The organism is Cupriavidus sp. 2TAF22, assembly GCF_052115045.1.
In the GTDB taxonomy this organism is placed as follows: domain Bacteria; phylum Pseudomonadota; class Gammaproteobacteria; order Burkholderiales; family Burkholderiaceae; genus Cupriavidus.
In genome coordinates this window covers 45,272-61,009 of the sequence record NZ_JBFRFX010000040.1, presented here as the reverse complement: position 1 = coordinate 61,009, position 15,738 = coordinate 45,272, and the positions used below count along the sequence as shown (strand labels likewise).

At 61.4% G+C, this 15,738-nt stretch carries 15 protein-coding genes and 1 pseudogene; 5 read left to right on the top strand and 11 right to left on the bottom strand.

The annotated features are described in order from the left end of the window. Window positions 1–521 precede the first annotated feature (521 nt). The 9 genes and pseudogenes from tnpC to AB4Z48_RS32680 all read right to left on the bottom strand — a co-directional run bounded on the left by tnpC (window position 522) and on the right by AB4Z48_RS32680 (window position 10,969). Window positions 522–866, bottom strand: a complete 345-nt coding sequence (gene tnpC, locus AB4Z48_RS32720) for a Tn3 family transposase post-transcriptional regulator TnpC (protein WP_441621716.1) — start codon at window positions 864–866, stop codon at window positions 522–524. Then, a pseudogene (locus tag AB4Z48_RS32715) lies at window positions 859–2,832 on the bottom strand (Tn3 family transposase); the annotation flags it as partial. The pseudogene AB4Z48_RS32715 and the gene tnpC, both read right to left, overlap by 8 nt. A gap of 688 nt (window positions 2,833–3,520) precedes the next feature. After that, entirely contained in the window at window positions 3,521–4,039 is a 519-nt protein-coding gene (locus AB4Z48_RS32710; RefSeq protein ID WP_441621714.1) for an NADH-quinone oxidoreductase subunit B family protein, read from the bottom strand. Further along, the gene (locus AB4Z48_RS32705) at window positions 4,039–5,586 is read right to left on the bottom strand and encodes a hydrogenase large subunit (RefSeq protein ID WP_441621712.1); all 1,548 of its coding nucleotides are present in this window, start codon (window positions 5,584–5,586) and stop codon (window positions 4,039–4,041) included. The genes AB4Z48_RS32710 and AB4Z48_RS32705 overlap by 1 nt, the downstream gene beginning before the upstream one ends. Before the next feature lie 4 nt (window positions 5,587–5,590). Then, window positions 5,591–7,045 carry a hydrogenase 4 subunit F gene (locus tag AB4Z48_RS32700; protein ID WP_441621710.1) on the bottom strand — a complete coding sequence of 485 codons (1,455 nt, stop codon included), beginning with the start codon at window positions 7,043–7,045 and terminating at the stop codon, window positions 5,591–5,593. A gap of 1 nt (window position 7,046) precedes the next feature. Further along, on the bottom strand, window positions 7,047–7,706 hold the full coding sequence (locus AB4Z48_RS32695; protein WP_441621708.1) for a formate hydrogenlyase: 660 nt from the start codon (window positions 7,704–7,706) through the stop codon (window positions 7,047–7,049). Between the two features lies 1 nt (window position 7,707). Then, on the bottom strand, window positions 7,708–8,655 hold the full coding sequence (locus AB4Z48_RS32690; protein WP_441621707.1) for a respiratory chain complex I subunit 1 family protein: 948 nt from the start codon (window positions 8,653–8,655) through the stop codon (window positions 7,708–7,710). A 7-nt stretch (window positions 8,656–8,662) separates the two neighbouring features. After that, the gene (gene hyfB / locus AB4Z48_RS32685) at window positions 8,663–10,687 is read right to left on the bottom strand and encodes a hydrogenase 4 subunit B (RefSeq protein WP_441621705.1); all 2,025 of its coding nucleotides are present in this window, start codon (window positions 10,685–10,687) and stop codon (window positions 8,663–8,665) included. 3 nt (window positions 10,688–10,690) lie between these two features. Further along, the gene (locus AB4Z48_RS32680; RefSeq protein WP_441621703.1) at window positions 10,691–10,969 is read right to left on the bottom strand and encodes a ribbon-helix-helix protein, CopG family; all 279 of its coding nucleotides are present in this window, start codon (window positions 10,967–10,969) and stop codon (window positions 10,691–10,693) included. A gap of 397 nt (window positions 10,970–11,366) precedes the next feature. Here AB4Z48_RS32680 and AB4Z48_RS32675 point away from each other — a divergent pair, with 397 nt between their 5' ends. Next, the gene (locus tag AB4Z48_RS32675; RefSeq protein ID WP_441621701.1) at window positions 11,367–11,804 is read left to right on the top strand and encodes a universal stress protein; all 438 of its coding nucleotides are present in this window, start codon (window positions 11,367–11,369) and stop codon (window positions 11,802–11,804) included. 152 nt (window positions 11,805–11,956) lie between these two features. Next, window positions 11,957–12,379, top strand: coding sequence for an ACT domain-containing protein (locus AB4Z48_RS32670; RefSeq protein WP_441621699.1), 423 nt, complete (start codon window positions 11,957–11,959; stop codon window positions 12,377–12,379). A gap of 127 nt (window positions 12,380–12,506) precedes the next feature. Here the strand turns inward: AB4Z48_RS32670 and AB4Z48_RS32665 are convergent, their stop codons facing one another. Together AB4Z48_RS32665 and AB4Z48_RS32660 are read right to left on the bottom strand one after the other, a co-directional pair. Further along, on the bottom strand, window positions 12,507–12,833 hold the full coding sequence (locus tag AB4Z48_RS32665) for a hypothetical protein (RefSeq protein WP_441621698.1): 327 nt from the start codon (window positions 12,831–12,833) through the stop codon (window positions 12,507–12,509). 200 nt (window positions 12,834–13,033) lie between these two features. Further along, entirely contained in the window at window positions 13,034–13,237 is a 204-nt protein-coding gene (locus AB4Z48_RS32660) for a CopG family transcriptional regulator (RefSeq protein WP_441621696.1), read from the bottom strand. A gap of 172 nt (window positions 13,238–13,409) precedes the next feature. Between AB4Z48_RS32660 and AB4Z48_RS32655 the strand changes: the two genes are divergently transcribed. The 3 genes from AB4Z48_RS32655 (at window position 13,410) to AB4Z48_RS32645 (ending at window position 15,722) form a co-directional block, all read left to right on the top strand. After that, a complete protein-coding gene (locus AB4Z48_RS32655; protein WP_441621724.1) occupies window positions 13,410–13,661 on the top strand; it encodes an HPr family phosphocarrier protein in 252 nt (83 codons plus the stop codon). Window positions 13,662–13,695: 34 nt separating this feature from the next. Beyond that, a complete protein-coding gene (locus AB4Z48_RS32650; RefSeq protein WP_441621694.1) occupies window positions 13,696–14,511 on the top strand; it encodes a fused MFS/spermidine synthase in 816 nt (271 codons plus the stop codon). 65 nt (window positions 14,512–14,576) lie between these two features. After that, window positions 14,577–15,722 (top strand): DUF1275 domain-containing transporter, encoded by a 1,146-nt coding sequence (locus AB4Z48_RS32645; protein WP_441621692.1) that lies wholly within the window; start codon window positions 14,577–14,579, stop codon window positions 15,720–15,722. Window positions 15,723–15,738 lie beyond the last annotated feature (16 nt).

The window sequence follows — 15,738 nt, the reverse complement described above, 5'->3', positions numbered from 1 at the left end:
TCACGCGACACGCTGGGCCGCCCATCGGCGAGCGGGACGCCGAGCGTCAGCCCCACGCGGCCACGCAGGCGCGCAAGGAAAAGGCAAGCGTCGGATCGATGTACTCGCGCGGCAGTTGCCGACCTTGCGTTCTTGACGGGGTTGGAGCATACGGGCGCGAGACGGGCCAGCGCCACCGCGCGCCTTGCACTGCGCGCGCATACGCAGTTTGCCTCGCCGCTTCCAACGTCTGCGTGATGCTGGGTTTTAGTGCTTGTCGCTCTCCGGATACCAGTAGATGCGCTTGCGCTTGCCCACGCCCGCGATACTGATCTTGGCCTGCGACCAAGATACGCCCAATCCACTATCATAATCCTCCCAGTTATGATGAATCCGTCTAACTGCACATCTTCGATATAAGGCGAGCGCTCGAAGCGTATCAAGGGCTTGTCTGGTGTTCAGCCGGAAGAATGGCTCGAAGGCAGTCCAAGATGGACGGTCGACTATTGAAGGGCGGTGCACCTATCGATGCAGCAAGCCTGTCACGCGTCGCCGGAAGGTCGGAGAAGTTCTAGTGGGCGCAGCGCCTGCACAGCGCGTTGGAGCACCCGAATCAAGTCTTCCAGTTCCTCCACAATGGTCTCGGCCTGCTCGACCAAGGCTGGATCCGTTGCTCCTGAGACGAGACTGGCACCATTGAGAACCGTATGGGCCATGCCATGTAACTGGAGTAAGTCGTCGCGAATTCCTGCCGGCTCGCTGACTCGGGCTCGTATCGTATCGACGAGGTCCACAATGCGCAGGATCTCGCTGGTGTCGAAGCTGTCCTGCAGGCGATGCAAGGCATCGGTGTCAACCGGGCCATAAGGGGTCTGGGTGTTAGGCATGGCGTGGTTTCCAAACGGAGAATGCGGGGGTAGTGAAAAGACTGTCGCGGATCCAAGCCTCCGGAGTCCGCTCAAGGTTTAGCTTGTAGTCGCCAAAGCGCTTGATGTTGCTGGTGAGATATGGGCTAAGGAAGCTGATGTCGTCTACGTCGACCTTGATACCGTCCTTCTCCATGGCACGAAGCGCCTGCATCATGTCGGCGGTGTTCTGAAGGATCACTGCGGAGGCGACCAGATCGTTGTAGCGCAATCGCTTTTGCTGCTCGTCGGGATCGTTCACGGGCAGAACATCGCCGCCGAACGAGAACCACTTGGCAAAGCCATTGTAGGACTCGATCTTGTTGGTCGTCGCAGTGATTTCCTGGCGCAGTTCGCGGCTGCCGATCCACTCCAGCAGAAACACGGTGCGAACAACCTTGCCCAGTTCCTGGGCGGCCAGCAGGAGCCGATTCTTGCGACTATCCGATCCCAAGCGGCGCAGCAGTAGGGGAGAGGATATGGTTCCGGCCTGGATCGACAACGCGACCTGCATCAGATCCTGCCAGTGAAGGGCGATCAGGTCCCAATCCACCGCGCCCGAAAAAAGGCGCTCAATATGACGATACTTGGAGGTGGGATAGGCTCGGTAAAGTTTCAGATCCTGCCAGTTACGAATCCGCGGCATCAGGTTGATGCCAAGCAGGTAGGTAAAGGCAAAAACGGCAGCTGACTGGCCCTGAGTGTCGGCATGCACCGTGTCTGCCTCCACGCTCAAGCCTGCCTTAAGCAAGCCCTCGATGACGTAGACCGCTTCCCACACGCCGGGCGGGATGAAGTGTCGGAATACGGCGATGTAGTTGTCTGCAACATGCCGGTAAGCCACCGCGCCCTTCTTGCGGTAGCGGAAGTGGTAGCCCGTGAGCAGGTTATTGTCGTAGAAGTCGTATTGCGTGCCGTCAGCCGCCACGGTCTTACCGTCCCCCCAATGCTTGGGCAGGTCGAGCTGGAGATACAACTCGATCAGTTCGCGCTGCGCGGTTTCAAGCCGTTCGAGACTCATATGTCGCCGATTGACGAACGACATCATGTGCGGCGTCACCCGTTCGCCCATGTGGCGAGCTGCTTGCGTGGGTCCGAGATTGCAGCCCATCGCGAAGATCGTCAGCAAGTAGCGCTCGGCGGCGTGGCGGATCTTGGGATCGCTGCCTGAAAGCGGGCCGAAGTGGCGCGTGAAGTGGGTCCAATGCTCGATGTTGGCCAGGACGTCCAGCAGGTTGCGGTTCGGCATGTGGCCGATCAGCGTCTGCTGAAGCGCAAGCGCGCTGGCGGGGATTTCCTTGGCGACGGTCCGGCGGAGTACCGGCTCGCCGTTGCGGCCAATGGTGACGTGCTGACGCTTATCCGGAAAACTATCGTCCAGGTTCTGTGCCGTCGCGGCCAACCACTGACGTAGGTGTGCAACGAAATCCTGCGCGTTGGTCGGCATCTCCAGCTTGGCGCAGTAGTCAGGGAGGCGGCGCTCGCATTCACGCCAGGACAACAGATGCAGCCGGTAGTCGGCAAACGCGTCTGAGCCGACGACACAGAGGTCGCCAGAGCGCAGTTCGGCGACCATATGCGAAAGTACGCAGAGCTCCAGATGGCGCCGATTGATGCCGGGCCCCAGATTGTCAGAGCGATATACGAGCTTGCGCCAGCGCTCCGAGGCGAAGCTCAGATCGACGTCGGCGGAAAGCCATTCGCGGTGTAGATCCGCATTCTTCAACACCACTGCCAGTGCGGCCAGTAGGGTGCACGACTGGCTGGTTGACTGCCACTTCAGCACTTCGGCCAGGCGCAACATTACCGAGCGGTGCGGGCGAAAATGCCGCCACAAAAGGGGCAAGTAGTTGTTCCCGCTGAAGGCGCGGACCTCAGCGCAGTTCTCGCGTAGAGGCTCTAAATCGCCTGAGGGGGCAAGAAGGCGCCGTACCTCTACGCCGATCTGAGCAGTCCTCGCCCTCGGCGAAATCGAACGGTTAGCGAGTGGTGCAGTATGCGCCAATGCCCGTGGGTGAGGCTGGGTGCCAGGCGAGGGAAGCCGATGAGACCTTCCAGCCTCTCTATTACGCCGGGCCCGAGGACGTCGAATACGACGAGTCGGCAGAAAGGTCCCGAAGTCGTACTGCGTTGATTGGGCGCGAGAATTCGTAAGGAACCATTGGCACGAGCGCAGCGACGAGTGTGGCCTCGATAAAGTAGCTATCTGCAGTTTCCGCCTGATCGTGCATGGGGGCAGTCATTTCAGAACCATCTTGTCTGGGGTAGCCGCTTCGCCCGGGCCATCCCTTTCCCTGCCACGAGAGGCGCCTTCGAGTCGCCTCTCGTCATTTCTCAGCTCGATTCACGAGTACCCGTTTTCGACGGCAAGAAACAACTGCGCACTCGCGGCCTGCCCCCGGTACGCCACCCGGCCAGCACAACTTCTTCTGCGCATGCGACATGGGCTCGGAATGCCACGCTTAAATATGCAGCAGACCAGATCCCGTGCCCGTCAGTGCGCATCTTTGCGTCCGGAAGGGAGAATTATCCACAGAAGCTGTGGATAATTAAGAGCTGCAGGCGACCATAACGACAAGGATTCGGGGCACGTCACTTCCCTTATCGTCATCCTCCAGGATTTTCGTTTAGATGACTTAGCTTTTGCGCCGCTGCACGGCGGTTAGTATCCCCCGCAGGATCTCGATGGGGGGAGGCGGGCAGCCAGCCACAGCGACGTCGACGGGGATGACGTTGGCGACGCGACCGCAACTTGCATAGCTCTCGCCGAAGATACCACCCGTACAGCCGCAGTCACCTACCGCGACGACGAGCTTCGGCTCCGGCGTCGCGTCATAGGTACGCCGCAAAGCCTCTTCCATGTGACGCGAGACCGGTCCGGTCACCAGCAGCATGTCAGCATGCCGCGGGCTGGCAACGAATTTGATGCCAAGCCCTTCGATGTTGTAGTAGGCGTTGTTGAGCGCGTGGATTTCCAGTTCACAGCCGTTGCACGAGCCTGCGTCGACCTCCCTAATCGCCAGCGCCTGACCGAGAATATCGAGGATGTCCTTGTGGATGCGTTGAATCGCGGCGCCGCCATCGGCATCGACGGCCTGGGGCGCAGGCTCGGTCACGATGCCGGTACGGGCAATTTGCTTGAGGAGGAGCCACATCAGAGGTCGTGCCCCGAATAGGAGAGATTGAAAGACTTGTTGATCAGCGGAAAGTCCGGAACGATATTGCCGATGACGGCGTGTTCAAGCACTGGCCAGTTCTGCCAAGAGGGATCATGGCAGTGGCAACGCAAGATCCGGCCGTCGCCGGCGATCTCGAGGGCGACAAGGACTTCACCACGCCAGCCCTCTACCCAGCCTGCTCCGATGGAGATTTTGTTCAGCATCCGGAGGTCACCACATATCGCGCCACCCGGCAGCTCCGAGCAGATGGCGCGAACGAGCCGCAGGGATTCAAGCGTCTCGTCGAAGCGCATCGCCACACGTGCGGCGACATCGCCGTTTCGGTGCGTGGCCATCCTGACGTCTAACCGATCGTAGGGCGGCCATGCGTGGTCGCAGCGCAGGTCCGCCGCTTGCGCGCTGGCGCGCCCGGCGAGCCCCGTGAGGCCAAGCTGGGCTGCGAGTTGTGGCGCCACCCGCCCCGTGGTGAGAAAACGGTCCTGCAGGCCGGCATGTTCGTCATACACGATCCGCAGTGCGCGGACCTTGCGCTCGATGCCGTCGCACTGCTTGCGCAGCCAATCCAGCATCGGCGGCGTCAGGTCGATCGCAACACCTCCGGGCACCACTGCATCCATCATGAGCCGGTGACCGAATACCTCCTTAGACAGGCGCTGCCAGTCCTCGCGCAGTCGCGAGAACTGGGCCAACCCAAAGGCCAATCCGGCATCATTGCCCAAGGCACCGAGATCGCCCAGGTGGTTGGCCACGCGTTCGCGCTCCAGCATCATGGCACGCAGCCAGGCTGCCCTTGTCGGTATCTCGCTGCCCGACGCGGACTCGAGCGCCATGCAGTAGGCCCAGGCATAGGCCACCGTCGAGTCGCCCGATACACGGCCGGCTAGCCGGTGGGCTTCAATCGGTGCGACTTCGGTGAAGCGTCGCTCGATGCCCTTGTGCGTGTAACCCAGGTGGGCTTCCAGCCGCAGCACCTTCTCTCCGACGACGGAGAGGCGGAAGTGGCCGGGTTCGATGATGCCCGCGTGCACCGGGCCGACGGCGATCTCATGCACGCCATCGCCATCGACGCGTACGAAAGGGTAGGCCGTCGGCAGCTTGCCCGCGGCGACCAGCGGCTGCGTCCCGTGTCGCAAGGGAAATGACTCGGGCTGCCACAGGCCATGGTCCAGCCAAGGGCGTCGGTCGCGGCTGCCGTGCACATGGATGCCCGAAAGGTCAACCATGGCGCGCTGCATCCGCCCGGCGCACGGGAATATGGCGCTCAGATCCGGAACTCCCTGCGCTGGATCGTCGAGCCGCAGTTCGAGCCAGACCAGGCCCTCCGGTACGGCATACGCGGCACATGCCGCCAACGCGCCCCCCGCGGCGCTACGGTCGACACCCCACACCGATATGAGGCGCCCTCCCGTGTCATTAACCGTGCGCGCTGCCGCGCTCCATGCGTCGGGACTGACCAGCCCGTGCCATACCGGCAGCGGTGCCGGCAGGCCATTCAGCTTGAGTCCGAGTTCAGGCAGAGCCATGCGCTCAACTCCCCAGCATGGCAGCCGCCTGGCGGTACCATGCATCCAGATACGGCGGGATATAAAGTCCCAGCATCAATCCAAGTACGAGGTGTGTGAACACCGGAATCAGCGCCGGCGGGTGTGCCAGGGGTTTCAGGGTGGTCTCGCCGAAGACCATCGGCTGCACGCGACTGAATACCGACGCAAAAGCCAGGCCGAGCGCGACCAGCAGGAAGGGCGTGGCCCAGGGTTGCTCACGCATCGCGGTGGTGACGATCAGGAATTCGCTGGCGAATACCCCGAAAGGCGGCATTCCCAGGATAGCCAGCACGCCCAACATCAGGCCCCAGCCGACCGTGGGGCTGACGCGGATCAGCCCGCGGATCTCGTCCATGACCTGCGTACCCGCTTTCTGCGCCGCATGGCCGACGGCGAAGAAGATCGCGGACTTGACCAGCGAATGCACCGTCATGTGCAGAAGTCCGGCGAAGCTGGCGATCGGCCCGCCCATGCCGAAAGCGAAGGTCATCATGCCCATATGTTCGATGGACGAATAGGCGAACATGCGCTTGACGTCCCGCTGGCGGATAAGGAGGAAGACAGCCGCCACGACGGAAACCAGGCCGAAGCCCATCATCAGGTGGCCGGTGAGATGGTTGTTCAGCGCGCCGTCCGTCAACACCTTGCAGCGCAGGATGGCGTATAGGGCCACATTGAGCAGCAGGCCGGACAGCACGGCGGACACCGGGGTCGGCCCCTCGGCATGCGCGTCCGGCAGCCAGTTGTGCAGCGGCACCAGGCCGACCTTGGTCCCATAGCCGATAAACAGGAAGGCAAAGGCCAGGGTGATGATATTCGGGTCCAGCCGACCCTTGACCGCATCGAGGTTGGTCCACAGCAGCGCGCCGCCCTCGGTGCCAATGACCTGCTCGGCTGCCATGTAGAGCAGTACGGTGCCAAAGAGTGCCTGGGCGATACCCACGCCGCACAGGATGAAGTACTTCCAGGCTGCCTCGAGGCTGGCTGCGGTCCGGTAGACGCTGACCAACAGTACCGTGGTCAGCGTGGCGGCCTCCATCGCGACCCACACGATGCCCATATTGTTGGTCGTCAGTGCCAACAGCATCGTGAACGTGAATAGCTGGTACATGCTGTGGTACAGGCGCAGCCGCGGCGGCGTCATCTTGCCGTGGTCGCGCTCCACGCGCATGTAAGGCCGCGAGAAGATCGACGTGGTCAGGCCCACGAACGCGGTCAGAGTGACCAGAAACACGTTCAAGGCGTCTATGTAGAACGCACGGTCCCACACGAGCGTGGGACCGTCGTCGATGATCCGACCGGTGAGCAAGCAGGCCGCGATGAAGGTGCCCAGGCTGAACGCGACGTTGACATCGCGCGCACTATCGCGATGGCCCACCAGCGCCAGCACCAGCCCGCCGGCGAGCGGGGTTGCAAGCAGGAAGGCTAGCGCAATCAACTCAGTCCTCCTTCAGCTTCTCGAGGTGGCGGATGTCCAGGCTGTCGAACTGCTCACGGATCTGGAACATGAACACGCCCAGGATCAGCACGCCGATCAGCACATCCAGCGCGATGCCAAGTTCAACCACCATCGGCATGCCGTAGGTTGCCGAGGTGGCGGCAAAGAACAACCCATTCTCCATGGCCAGGAAGCCGATGACCTGCGGTATGGCCTTGGAGCGGGTGATCATCATCAGGAACGACAGCAGTATGCAGGCTAGCGCGATGCCGAGCGTGCCGCTGGCCAGCTTCACCGACAGCCGCGAGATAGGCATGGCCAGGTTGAACGCGAAGATCACCACCAGGATGCCGATCACCATGATGGTCGGGATATTGATCAGCGTCTCCACGTCCCAGCGGATATCAAGCCGGTCGATGACGCGGTGCAGGAGATAGGGGATCAGCAGCACCTTGAGCACGAATGTCACGCCGGCCGACAGGTACAGGTCCGGCTGCCGGGTCACGTAGCCAACCACGGCCGTCGCCAATGCCAGGGTGGCGCCCTGCAGCGTGAACAGGTGGATTAGCGAAAGGACGCGGCGCTGCGAGATCATCCCGAAGGCGAGGATGAGCAGCACCGCACCGAGCAGGTTGACGAACTGGGTCAGTAAGGTGCTCATGTCAGCGGGCAAGCAGCAAATGCACCAGCATGCCGATCACCGCCAGCAAGAAGGCAGTGGCCAGGAACTCGGGGACGCGGAAGATGCGCATCTTGGCACTCACTGTCTCCAGCGTGGCAAGCAGGATGCCGCCCACGGTGAGTTTGAACAGCAGCGCCGGCAGCGCCAGCAGCATGGACAACGGCGCCTGGGCCTCTGCGATGCCCCAGGGGAAGAACAACGCCAGTCCGATACAGGAGTAGGCGAACAGCTTCAGGCTTGACGCCCACTCGATGAGTGCCAGGTGGCGGCCCGAGTACTCCAGGAGGAGTGCCTCATGGATCATCGTCAGCTCCAGATGCGTGGCGGGGTTGTCGACCGGCACGCGGGCGTTCTCCGCCAGCGACACCATGGTGAAGGCAACGCCGGAAAAGGCCAGCCCGGGGTAGATCGCGAGGTCACGATGGGCGAGTGTCTCGACGATGGTGGTGAGCGACGTCGACTTGGAGACTAGCGAGGCCGAGAACAGCACCATCAGCAATGCGGGTTCGGCAAGAAACCCGATCAGCATCTCGCGCCGCGCCCCCAGGGTGCCGAAGGCCGTGCCGATGTCCATCGCGGCCAGCGAAATGAAAACCCGCGCTAGCGCGAACAGGCCGACCAGCGCGATCGCATCAGCCGCAGGTGCCAGCGGGAGGTCGGTCGAGAGCGTTGGGATGATCGCGCACGCCAGGGCCATACAGCCGAACACCACGTAGGGTGTGGCGCGGAACAGCGGCGACGCGTTGTCGGCCACCACCGATTCCTTGTTGAACAGTTTGTGCAACATGCGATATGGCTGCCAGAGGCTGGGCGCGGATTTGTTTTGCAGCCAGGAACGCCATTGATTGACCCAACCCGTCAGTAGCGGCGCCAGGGCGATCGAAATCGCGATTTCTAGCGACTGCGACAGCAAGCCGGAGACCGTCATGGAAGCCTCATCGCATCACCGCCAGCAGCGTGGCAACTAGTGTCAGGAAACTGTATAGCAGATATACCGAGATGCGCCCTTGCTGCATCAGGCTGGCCAGTCGCGCCAGGTATGAAGCCAATTCGGCAGTGGGTAGGTACAGCCAACGCCAGAAGCGGTCCTCGACGGTCACCCGGTAGCGCGGCTGTTCGTCGAACGGCGTCGGCAGGTCGCGCTGCATCAAAAAGAAGGGTTCGAAGATCTGACGGATTGGCTGGCCGAAACCCTCGGCGGTATCCTGCATGCGCGCGGTGCCCCAGGGAAATCCGCAGGCCCATGGTGGGCCGCGGCGCAGCCGGCCATGGTAAAGCCAGCGCACGAGCAAGTAGGCGAGCGCAAAGCTAGTCAGGATGCCGAGGAGGAAGATCACCGGCCCGTAACTGGCTTGACCTAGGCTGCTCGGCGCCAGCAGCCAACTGCTGGTAGCCGCTCGGGCGCCCAAACCGGCGGCAACCAGCTGCTTCGTTACCGGGTCGATCAGCTGGATGAACTGCGTCGGCAGCAGGCCAAGCGTCACACAGCCGAGGGCGAGCCATATCATGCCTGCGCGCTCCCAGGGACCGGCGTCATGCGCGTGGGCGAGTTTGTGCTCGCGCGGCTGGCCGAGGAAGATCACACCGAAGAACTTGACCATCGTGTAGCCGGCTAGGGCCGCCACCAGCGCGATTAGCGCAGCGACCACCGGGATCAGCATCGTCAGCAGCGGCACGGGCAGGCCTGGCGTGAACAGGAAGCTCTGCAGCAGCAGCCACTCCGACACGAAACTGCCGAGCGGAGGCAGCCCGGCGCTGGCCAGCGCGCCCAGTAGCGTAAGCCAGCCAACCCAAGGCATGTACCGAATCAGCCCGCCCAGCTTGCCGAGACTTCGCTCGGCGGTGGCATGCAGTACGCTGCCCGTGCCGAGGAAGAGCAGGCTCTTGAATAAGGCATGGCTTGCGACGTGATAGAGCGTCGCGGTCAGGGCCAGTGCCGCCATCGGCCTCATGTCGTAGGCCGAGAAGATCAGGGTCAGGCCCGTGGCGACGAACAGCAGGCCCATATTCTCGATGGACGAATAGGCCAGCAAGCGCTTCATGTCGCTCTGCACCGCGGCAAAGACGACGCCGAACAGGGCAGTGGCCAGGCCGACGGCCAGAAGCAGCGCGCCCCACCACCACAGACGCATACACAGCAGGTCGAAGGACACGCGCAACAGCCCGTAGATGGCTGTATTGAGCATGACGCCGCTCATCATCGCGGAGACCGGCGAAGGCGCGGCCGGGTGTGCCTCCGGCAGCCAGACATGCAAGGGCAGGACGCCGGCCTTGGCGCCGAAGCCGAACACGGCAAGCAGGAAGCCGACCGAGGCCCAGAAGGGCGTCAGAGCCTGGTCACGCATGTTCGCGAAGGTGTAGTCACCGGTGTTGGCCTGCAGAACACCGAAGCAGAGCAGAATCGCGATCGCGCCGATACGCGCCATCGTGATGTAAAGGTAGCCGGCGCTGCGTACCTCTCGAATGCGGTGGTTTGCTGTCACCAGGAAGAACGACGACAGCGCCATGGTCTCCCACATGACCATGAACGAGTAGGCATCGTCGGCCAGGATGACACCGGCCATGCTGGCCAGGAACAGGTGATATTCCAGGCACAGCAAGCCTGGCGGCGTGCCCTCACCCTTGCGGAAATATCCGGCTGCAAATATAGAGATGCCCGCCGCCGTACCACCGATCACCATTAGGAAATAGGCGGAGAGGCTGTCGAGCCGGATGTGGAAGGGCAGTGCTGGCAGTCCAATGGCTAGTACGGCGACCTCGGGCGTGCCAAGCACAGCGGCAAGTGCCAGGCCGAAAAGCGCCAGCCCAAGCAATCCGCCGAGCGGGAAAAGAACGCGAGACACCAGGGTCAGCCGCTGCAGCGCGGCAACGCCTGCGGCCCCGACGAACAACCAAGCCCCCACAACAACAAGCACCCAGTCGATATGGAGCCATTGAGCGACGGGGGGCACGCTGCTCATGGCCTAGGCCTTGCGACGTGTGGCGCGCCGTCTGGTGGGGGGGGGCGCTTCGGCCTGCGCCGGTGCCTGTTCCTGTGGCGGTGTTCCGTCGTCAGCAGGCTCGGTATTGCCCGCGTGCAACCCGCTGGGCACGTACTGGACCCCATGTTGAGCGAGGTATTCGCGGATGAGCTGGCGCACCACTTGCGATGCCGTCAGATCCTGTTGTGCACAAAGGCGCTCGAAAGCGGCCTTCTTGTTGGGATCGATGAGCAGCGTCAGCCGAGCAGTCTTGATCTCCATGGAGCCTCAACATGCCAATACGATGGTCAGATGCGTCACATCATACATGAACGCCGTGCGACCCAAAAGTGCTTGCCGCCGCCGCGGTTCACCGTCAATGAAGCGACGGCAAAGGTCGCTAATTGCTTGCGACAACCTAGCATACGGAATGAAGATTGCATATGCTACAGAACCTAATGTAATGCAGTAGCGGTGTAATCAACATGTTAATCCTATTAACATATTCCGTCCCAGATTGACCTTGTGCGCAGGCGCGCCCTAGCTGGTCTTTGGAACCTTTGCTCACGTGGCATTTTGTGAGAACCCTCATCTGCCTGAGGGTGACGAGGCGTGGGCGATAGGGAACGGTGATCGACTCTTTCGATGGCCTCGAATCCAGGCAGACAAGGAGAAAGATATGTTTGCGCATCTTCTGCTCGCGGTCGATGGCTCTTTTCTATCTGATGCCGCCTGCCATAAGGCGCTTGCCCTTGCGCAGCAAATGAACGCCCGGGTTACGGCGCTTCGGGTTGGCCCGAACTACCATGTTCTGACCTATCACACTGAAATGCTGACGGACACCCGAGAGCGTTTCACGCAGGAATCCTGGGAGGAGGCCACGAAATATCTACAAGGCGTGGCGAGCGAAGCCGCCGCCGCAGGGGTGCCCTGTGATACGACGTATCTGGTCAACGATCACCCGTACGAAGCCATCATCAAAACAGCCGAGGATAAGGGCTGTGACCTCATCGTGATGGCGTCGCATGGGCGGCGCGGCGTGCAGGGACTGGTGATTGGCAGTGAGACGCAGAAGGTCCTGACTCACAGCAAGATCCCTGTACTGGTGTATCGCTAGATACCATGGCATCGAAGCGCGTGAGGCATTGGCGACAATGGGCTGGCAATGCCATGGACGTCCATTCGCCTGGAAGCAAGCGGCGACAGGACTACGAACCGACCGGGGGAGTGACCATCTCCACTGGCCGTATGGAGGACGGAGAGGCGACCATGGAACTGCTTGTGGAACAGGTGGAGGTTTGGGTGGCAGGGATTCCGGACAAGCCAGGTGGACTGGCCGGATCGTTGGCCCCCCTATGCGATGTGGGAGCCGATCTGCAACTCATCATCGCGCGCCGCAATCCGGACAAACCTGGTGACGGCGTCGTATTTGTCACCCCACTACAGGGTGATAGAGAGATTGTGGCCGCGGCTCTGGTTGGCTTCAACGTGACACAAACGCTGCACTGCGTTCGTGTCATGGGGATTAACCAACCGGGCATCGCATCGGCGCTGACGGAGAAGCTTGCCAAAGCGAATTTGAACCTCCGCGGGTTCTCCGCTTCGGTGATCGGTACGCAGTTTGTCGCCTATGTGGCAGTCGACTCGCAAGCCGAAGCCAATAAGGTAGTTGAGGTTCTCCAGGCTGCCTGAGGTCCAGCGCTTATGCATCAAGGAGAGGAGTAGTGGGGCGCCGGAGCGCCGAGGAGACGTATTCACATTGCCCGCTTGAAGGGCATGGACTGCGGTCCTGCGCCACCCTGCCTGTTGCCGAATCCGGCTAGTTGACGCCAGCACCACGCATGGTGGCTGATCGTAGGCTCGTCCTGAGCCCAATGCGTCGCAATAGTGTCTGAATAGCGGCCGTGGCGACGTCGTCCGTCTCTTGTACATCCTTGAGTACCGCCTGAATCCGCAAGGCCAGCGCTTCAGCAAGCCTTGCCGCAGTGTCGCGCAGCGGACAAGCGTCGCATCTCGCGTAAAGCGCGACATCTCTAAGCAAGGCGTCACCCCGATAGATAGCCACCAGCACCTTCGGTTGGTAGCTACCGTCATCGAGCGCTTTTGCGCGCGGCGTGACGCGATAAGTGACCGCCGGCTTGTGCATGGATGCCTCCCGATAGTTGCCAGACCCTGACTCCGGTCTCGGCATGCCGTAAAGCCAAGTATGAGATTGAGGCCAGCACCACGCATGGAAGGTCCCGATTGGGCGGTAGGCATCTCGGGATGCCTCGCAGTGGTCATTATCAGTGCGATGCCGAGGCCGACCTGCAGGGTGAGGCTGGTAGTCCGCTATGCGGACATCGGTCACTCGCGGTCATTCTTAGCCAGAACCGTAGCGCCAACCTGGGGCCGGGTGGCATAGGCCACCCCATGCTGCTCCAAATAGTCGCGGATCAACTGGCGCACCACCTGCGACGGCGTCTGATCCTGCGCCGCGCACAGGGTTTCAAAGGCTTTCTTCTTCACGGGGTCGATCAACACGGTGAAACGAGCGGTCTTGGATTCCATGCAGCTTAGAGTAGTGTTGTATGATAATAGCGTTATCATTATATACAAGTGAGCGGCCAAGTGCAGCCTGTGGTTCGGGCATACCCAGACGAGCATGTTCCGCCGCCGGCGGCAAGCCATATGGGTAAGCGCCTGGAAGTTGCTTAGGGGCCGCTTTTTATTTGAGGGCGATGTGCTAGACGCGACAATTGAAATGACCAACCGCATGGGCTTGCAAGGTCGCGGCTCAGCGCGGCTAACCTTTACCGCTGCCCAGTTCGAGTCCGAGATCCTGCTTGTCAGCAATGACTGCACAGCGAACGCCAAGAATGTGATGGACGTGATGCGACTCTCAGCGCGGGCGGGAACTCAGGTACGTATTCAGGCCACCGGCCCGGATGAAGTTGCTGCCGTGAAAGTCATCGCCGCACTGCTGACGGAGTGAGGAATTGAATACCACGCCTGATGGAGCCCCACACATGGACCCCAATCGCACCTCCTTTGAAGCCTACTTAAAGTTTCTCTCCGAAGCCCCCGACGACGGCACGCCGACCGTACCGGAAACCCCACTTGCAATTTCACTGCATTTCGATGCGCTGGCTACCCAAAGCATCATGTCGCGACGCGACCCCGACAAGCTTGTTCTTGGCTACACGCGGACGATGATGGCGTTTTTACTGCTGCAGCCGGCACCCACCAGGATCTCGATGATCGGCCTCGGCGGGGGATCATTACTCAAGTATTGCTATCGGCATCTTCCGAATGCGAAGGTGGTCGCAATCGAAATCGATCCGGCGGTGATTGCATTGCGCGATACGTTTCATATTCCGCCCGACGACGAACGGCTCGAGGTGGTTTGCGCGGATGGCGCCGAGTATGTCAAGAATCAGGACGCGCGGCCGGAAGTCATATTGGTGGATGGTTTTCTCGCTCATGGCATGCCGACACAACTGGGCATCGCGGACTTCTACGCAGCGTGCCATGCCCGGCTCGCCGACGAGGGGGTATTGGTCGCGAACTTCCTCGACAGCGATTCCGATATCCCTTCCTATCTGGACGAAGTTCGTTCGGTGTTCGGCGACTCATTTTCCATTTCCCTGTCCGAGGACAGTTGCAACTACACGCTGCTCGCTTGGAAGAGCGCGCGGGCACTACCCTCGCTGGACGAACTGCTGATGCGCGCGCGCATACTGGAAACCACGCATCCCCTGAATCTGCGCGCGGCCGCGCGTCGTCTGAAACAGGGCAAACGGCTCGCGTCAGATCACACATTCTTGCAGAAGCTCACGGGCTGATGAGCTGGCGGGCCGATGTTGGATAGACACGGCCTGAACCGAAGGTAACGCCCACCGATGCGACCATGCCGATCCGATACTTGCGCAGACTGACTGGAAGGGAGCGCAGTCCAGAAGCCAACCGGCAACTGGCGCGTTATCTTGCCTTTGTGGCGGGCGCCACCAATGCAGGCGGATTCTTGGCGGTGCAGCAGTACACCTCCCATATGTCGGGCATCGTGTCCGCCATGGCTGACAATCTAGCGCTCGGCAGTGTCGGGCTCATTCTGGACGGCCTCGGTGCCTTGTTATCGTTTCTGGCGGGCGCGGCCTGCTCTGCGATTTTGATCAACTGGGGGCGGCGCGAGCGCCTGCACAGCGAATACGCGCTGCCGTTGATGCTGGAGGCGGCGTTGCTGGTATGTTTTGGTCTGCTAGGCAGCAATCTCGAGCATCACGAATGGCTGTTCGTGCCGGCGACGGTCATGGTGCTTTGCTTCATCATGGGGTTGCAGAATGCCATGATCACCAAGCTCTCGAAGGCCGAGATCCGGACCACGCATATCACGGGGATGGTCACCGACATCGGCATTGAACTGGGTAAGCTGTTCTACTGGAACCTGGCCAAAGCCGATGCCGCCAAGCCCATTGTGCTGGCCGACCGGAGAAAACTGCGAGTGCTCGTGACGCTGGTCGCGCTGTTCTTTACCGGCGGCGTAGTCGGGGCTGTGGGCTTCAGGCATGTTGGGTTCAGCGTCACCCTTCCATTGGCCACATTGCTGCTCGCCCTTGGTGCGGTACCCGTCATGGATGATGTGCGGATCCACATGTTGCGCTCGGATTTCCTCCCGCGGCAGGCCGCTCGTGCGCGCGTATGGGCACGCGAGGTCAAGCGAGACGTCCACGCGGTGTGGTTGGCAGCGCGCGACCCTCGCACGCCTCGGTATGCGAAAGCGCTAGCCGTGTTAGTCGCCGCCTATGCCTTATCTCCTATTGACCTGATTCCGGATTTCATCCCGGTCCTGGGCTATCTGGATGACGTGGTGCTGGTACCCCTCGGCGTGTTGCTGGTGGTCCGGTTGATCCCGGCTGAGGTGATGGAACAGCATCGCGCCGCCGCCGCGCTCGCTGCAGAGCGCCCCGTCAGTCGCGTCGCGGTCGTCGTGATTGTTGCGCTCTGGCTTGCCGCTGCTGCAGTGGTGGTGGCCTGGCTGGCTCGGCTGCAAGTTTGACTCGAACGCTCGAAAT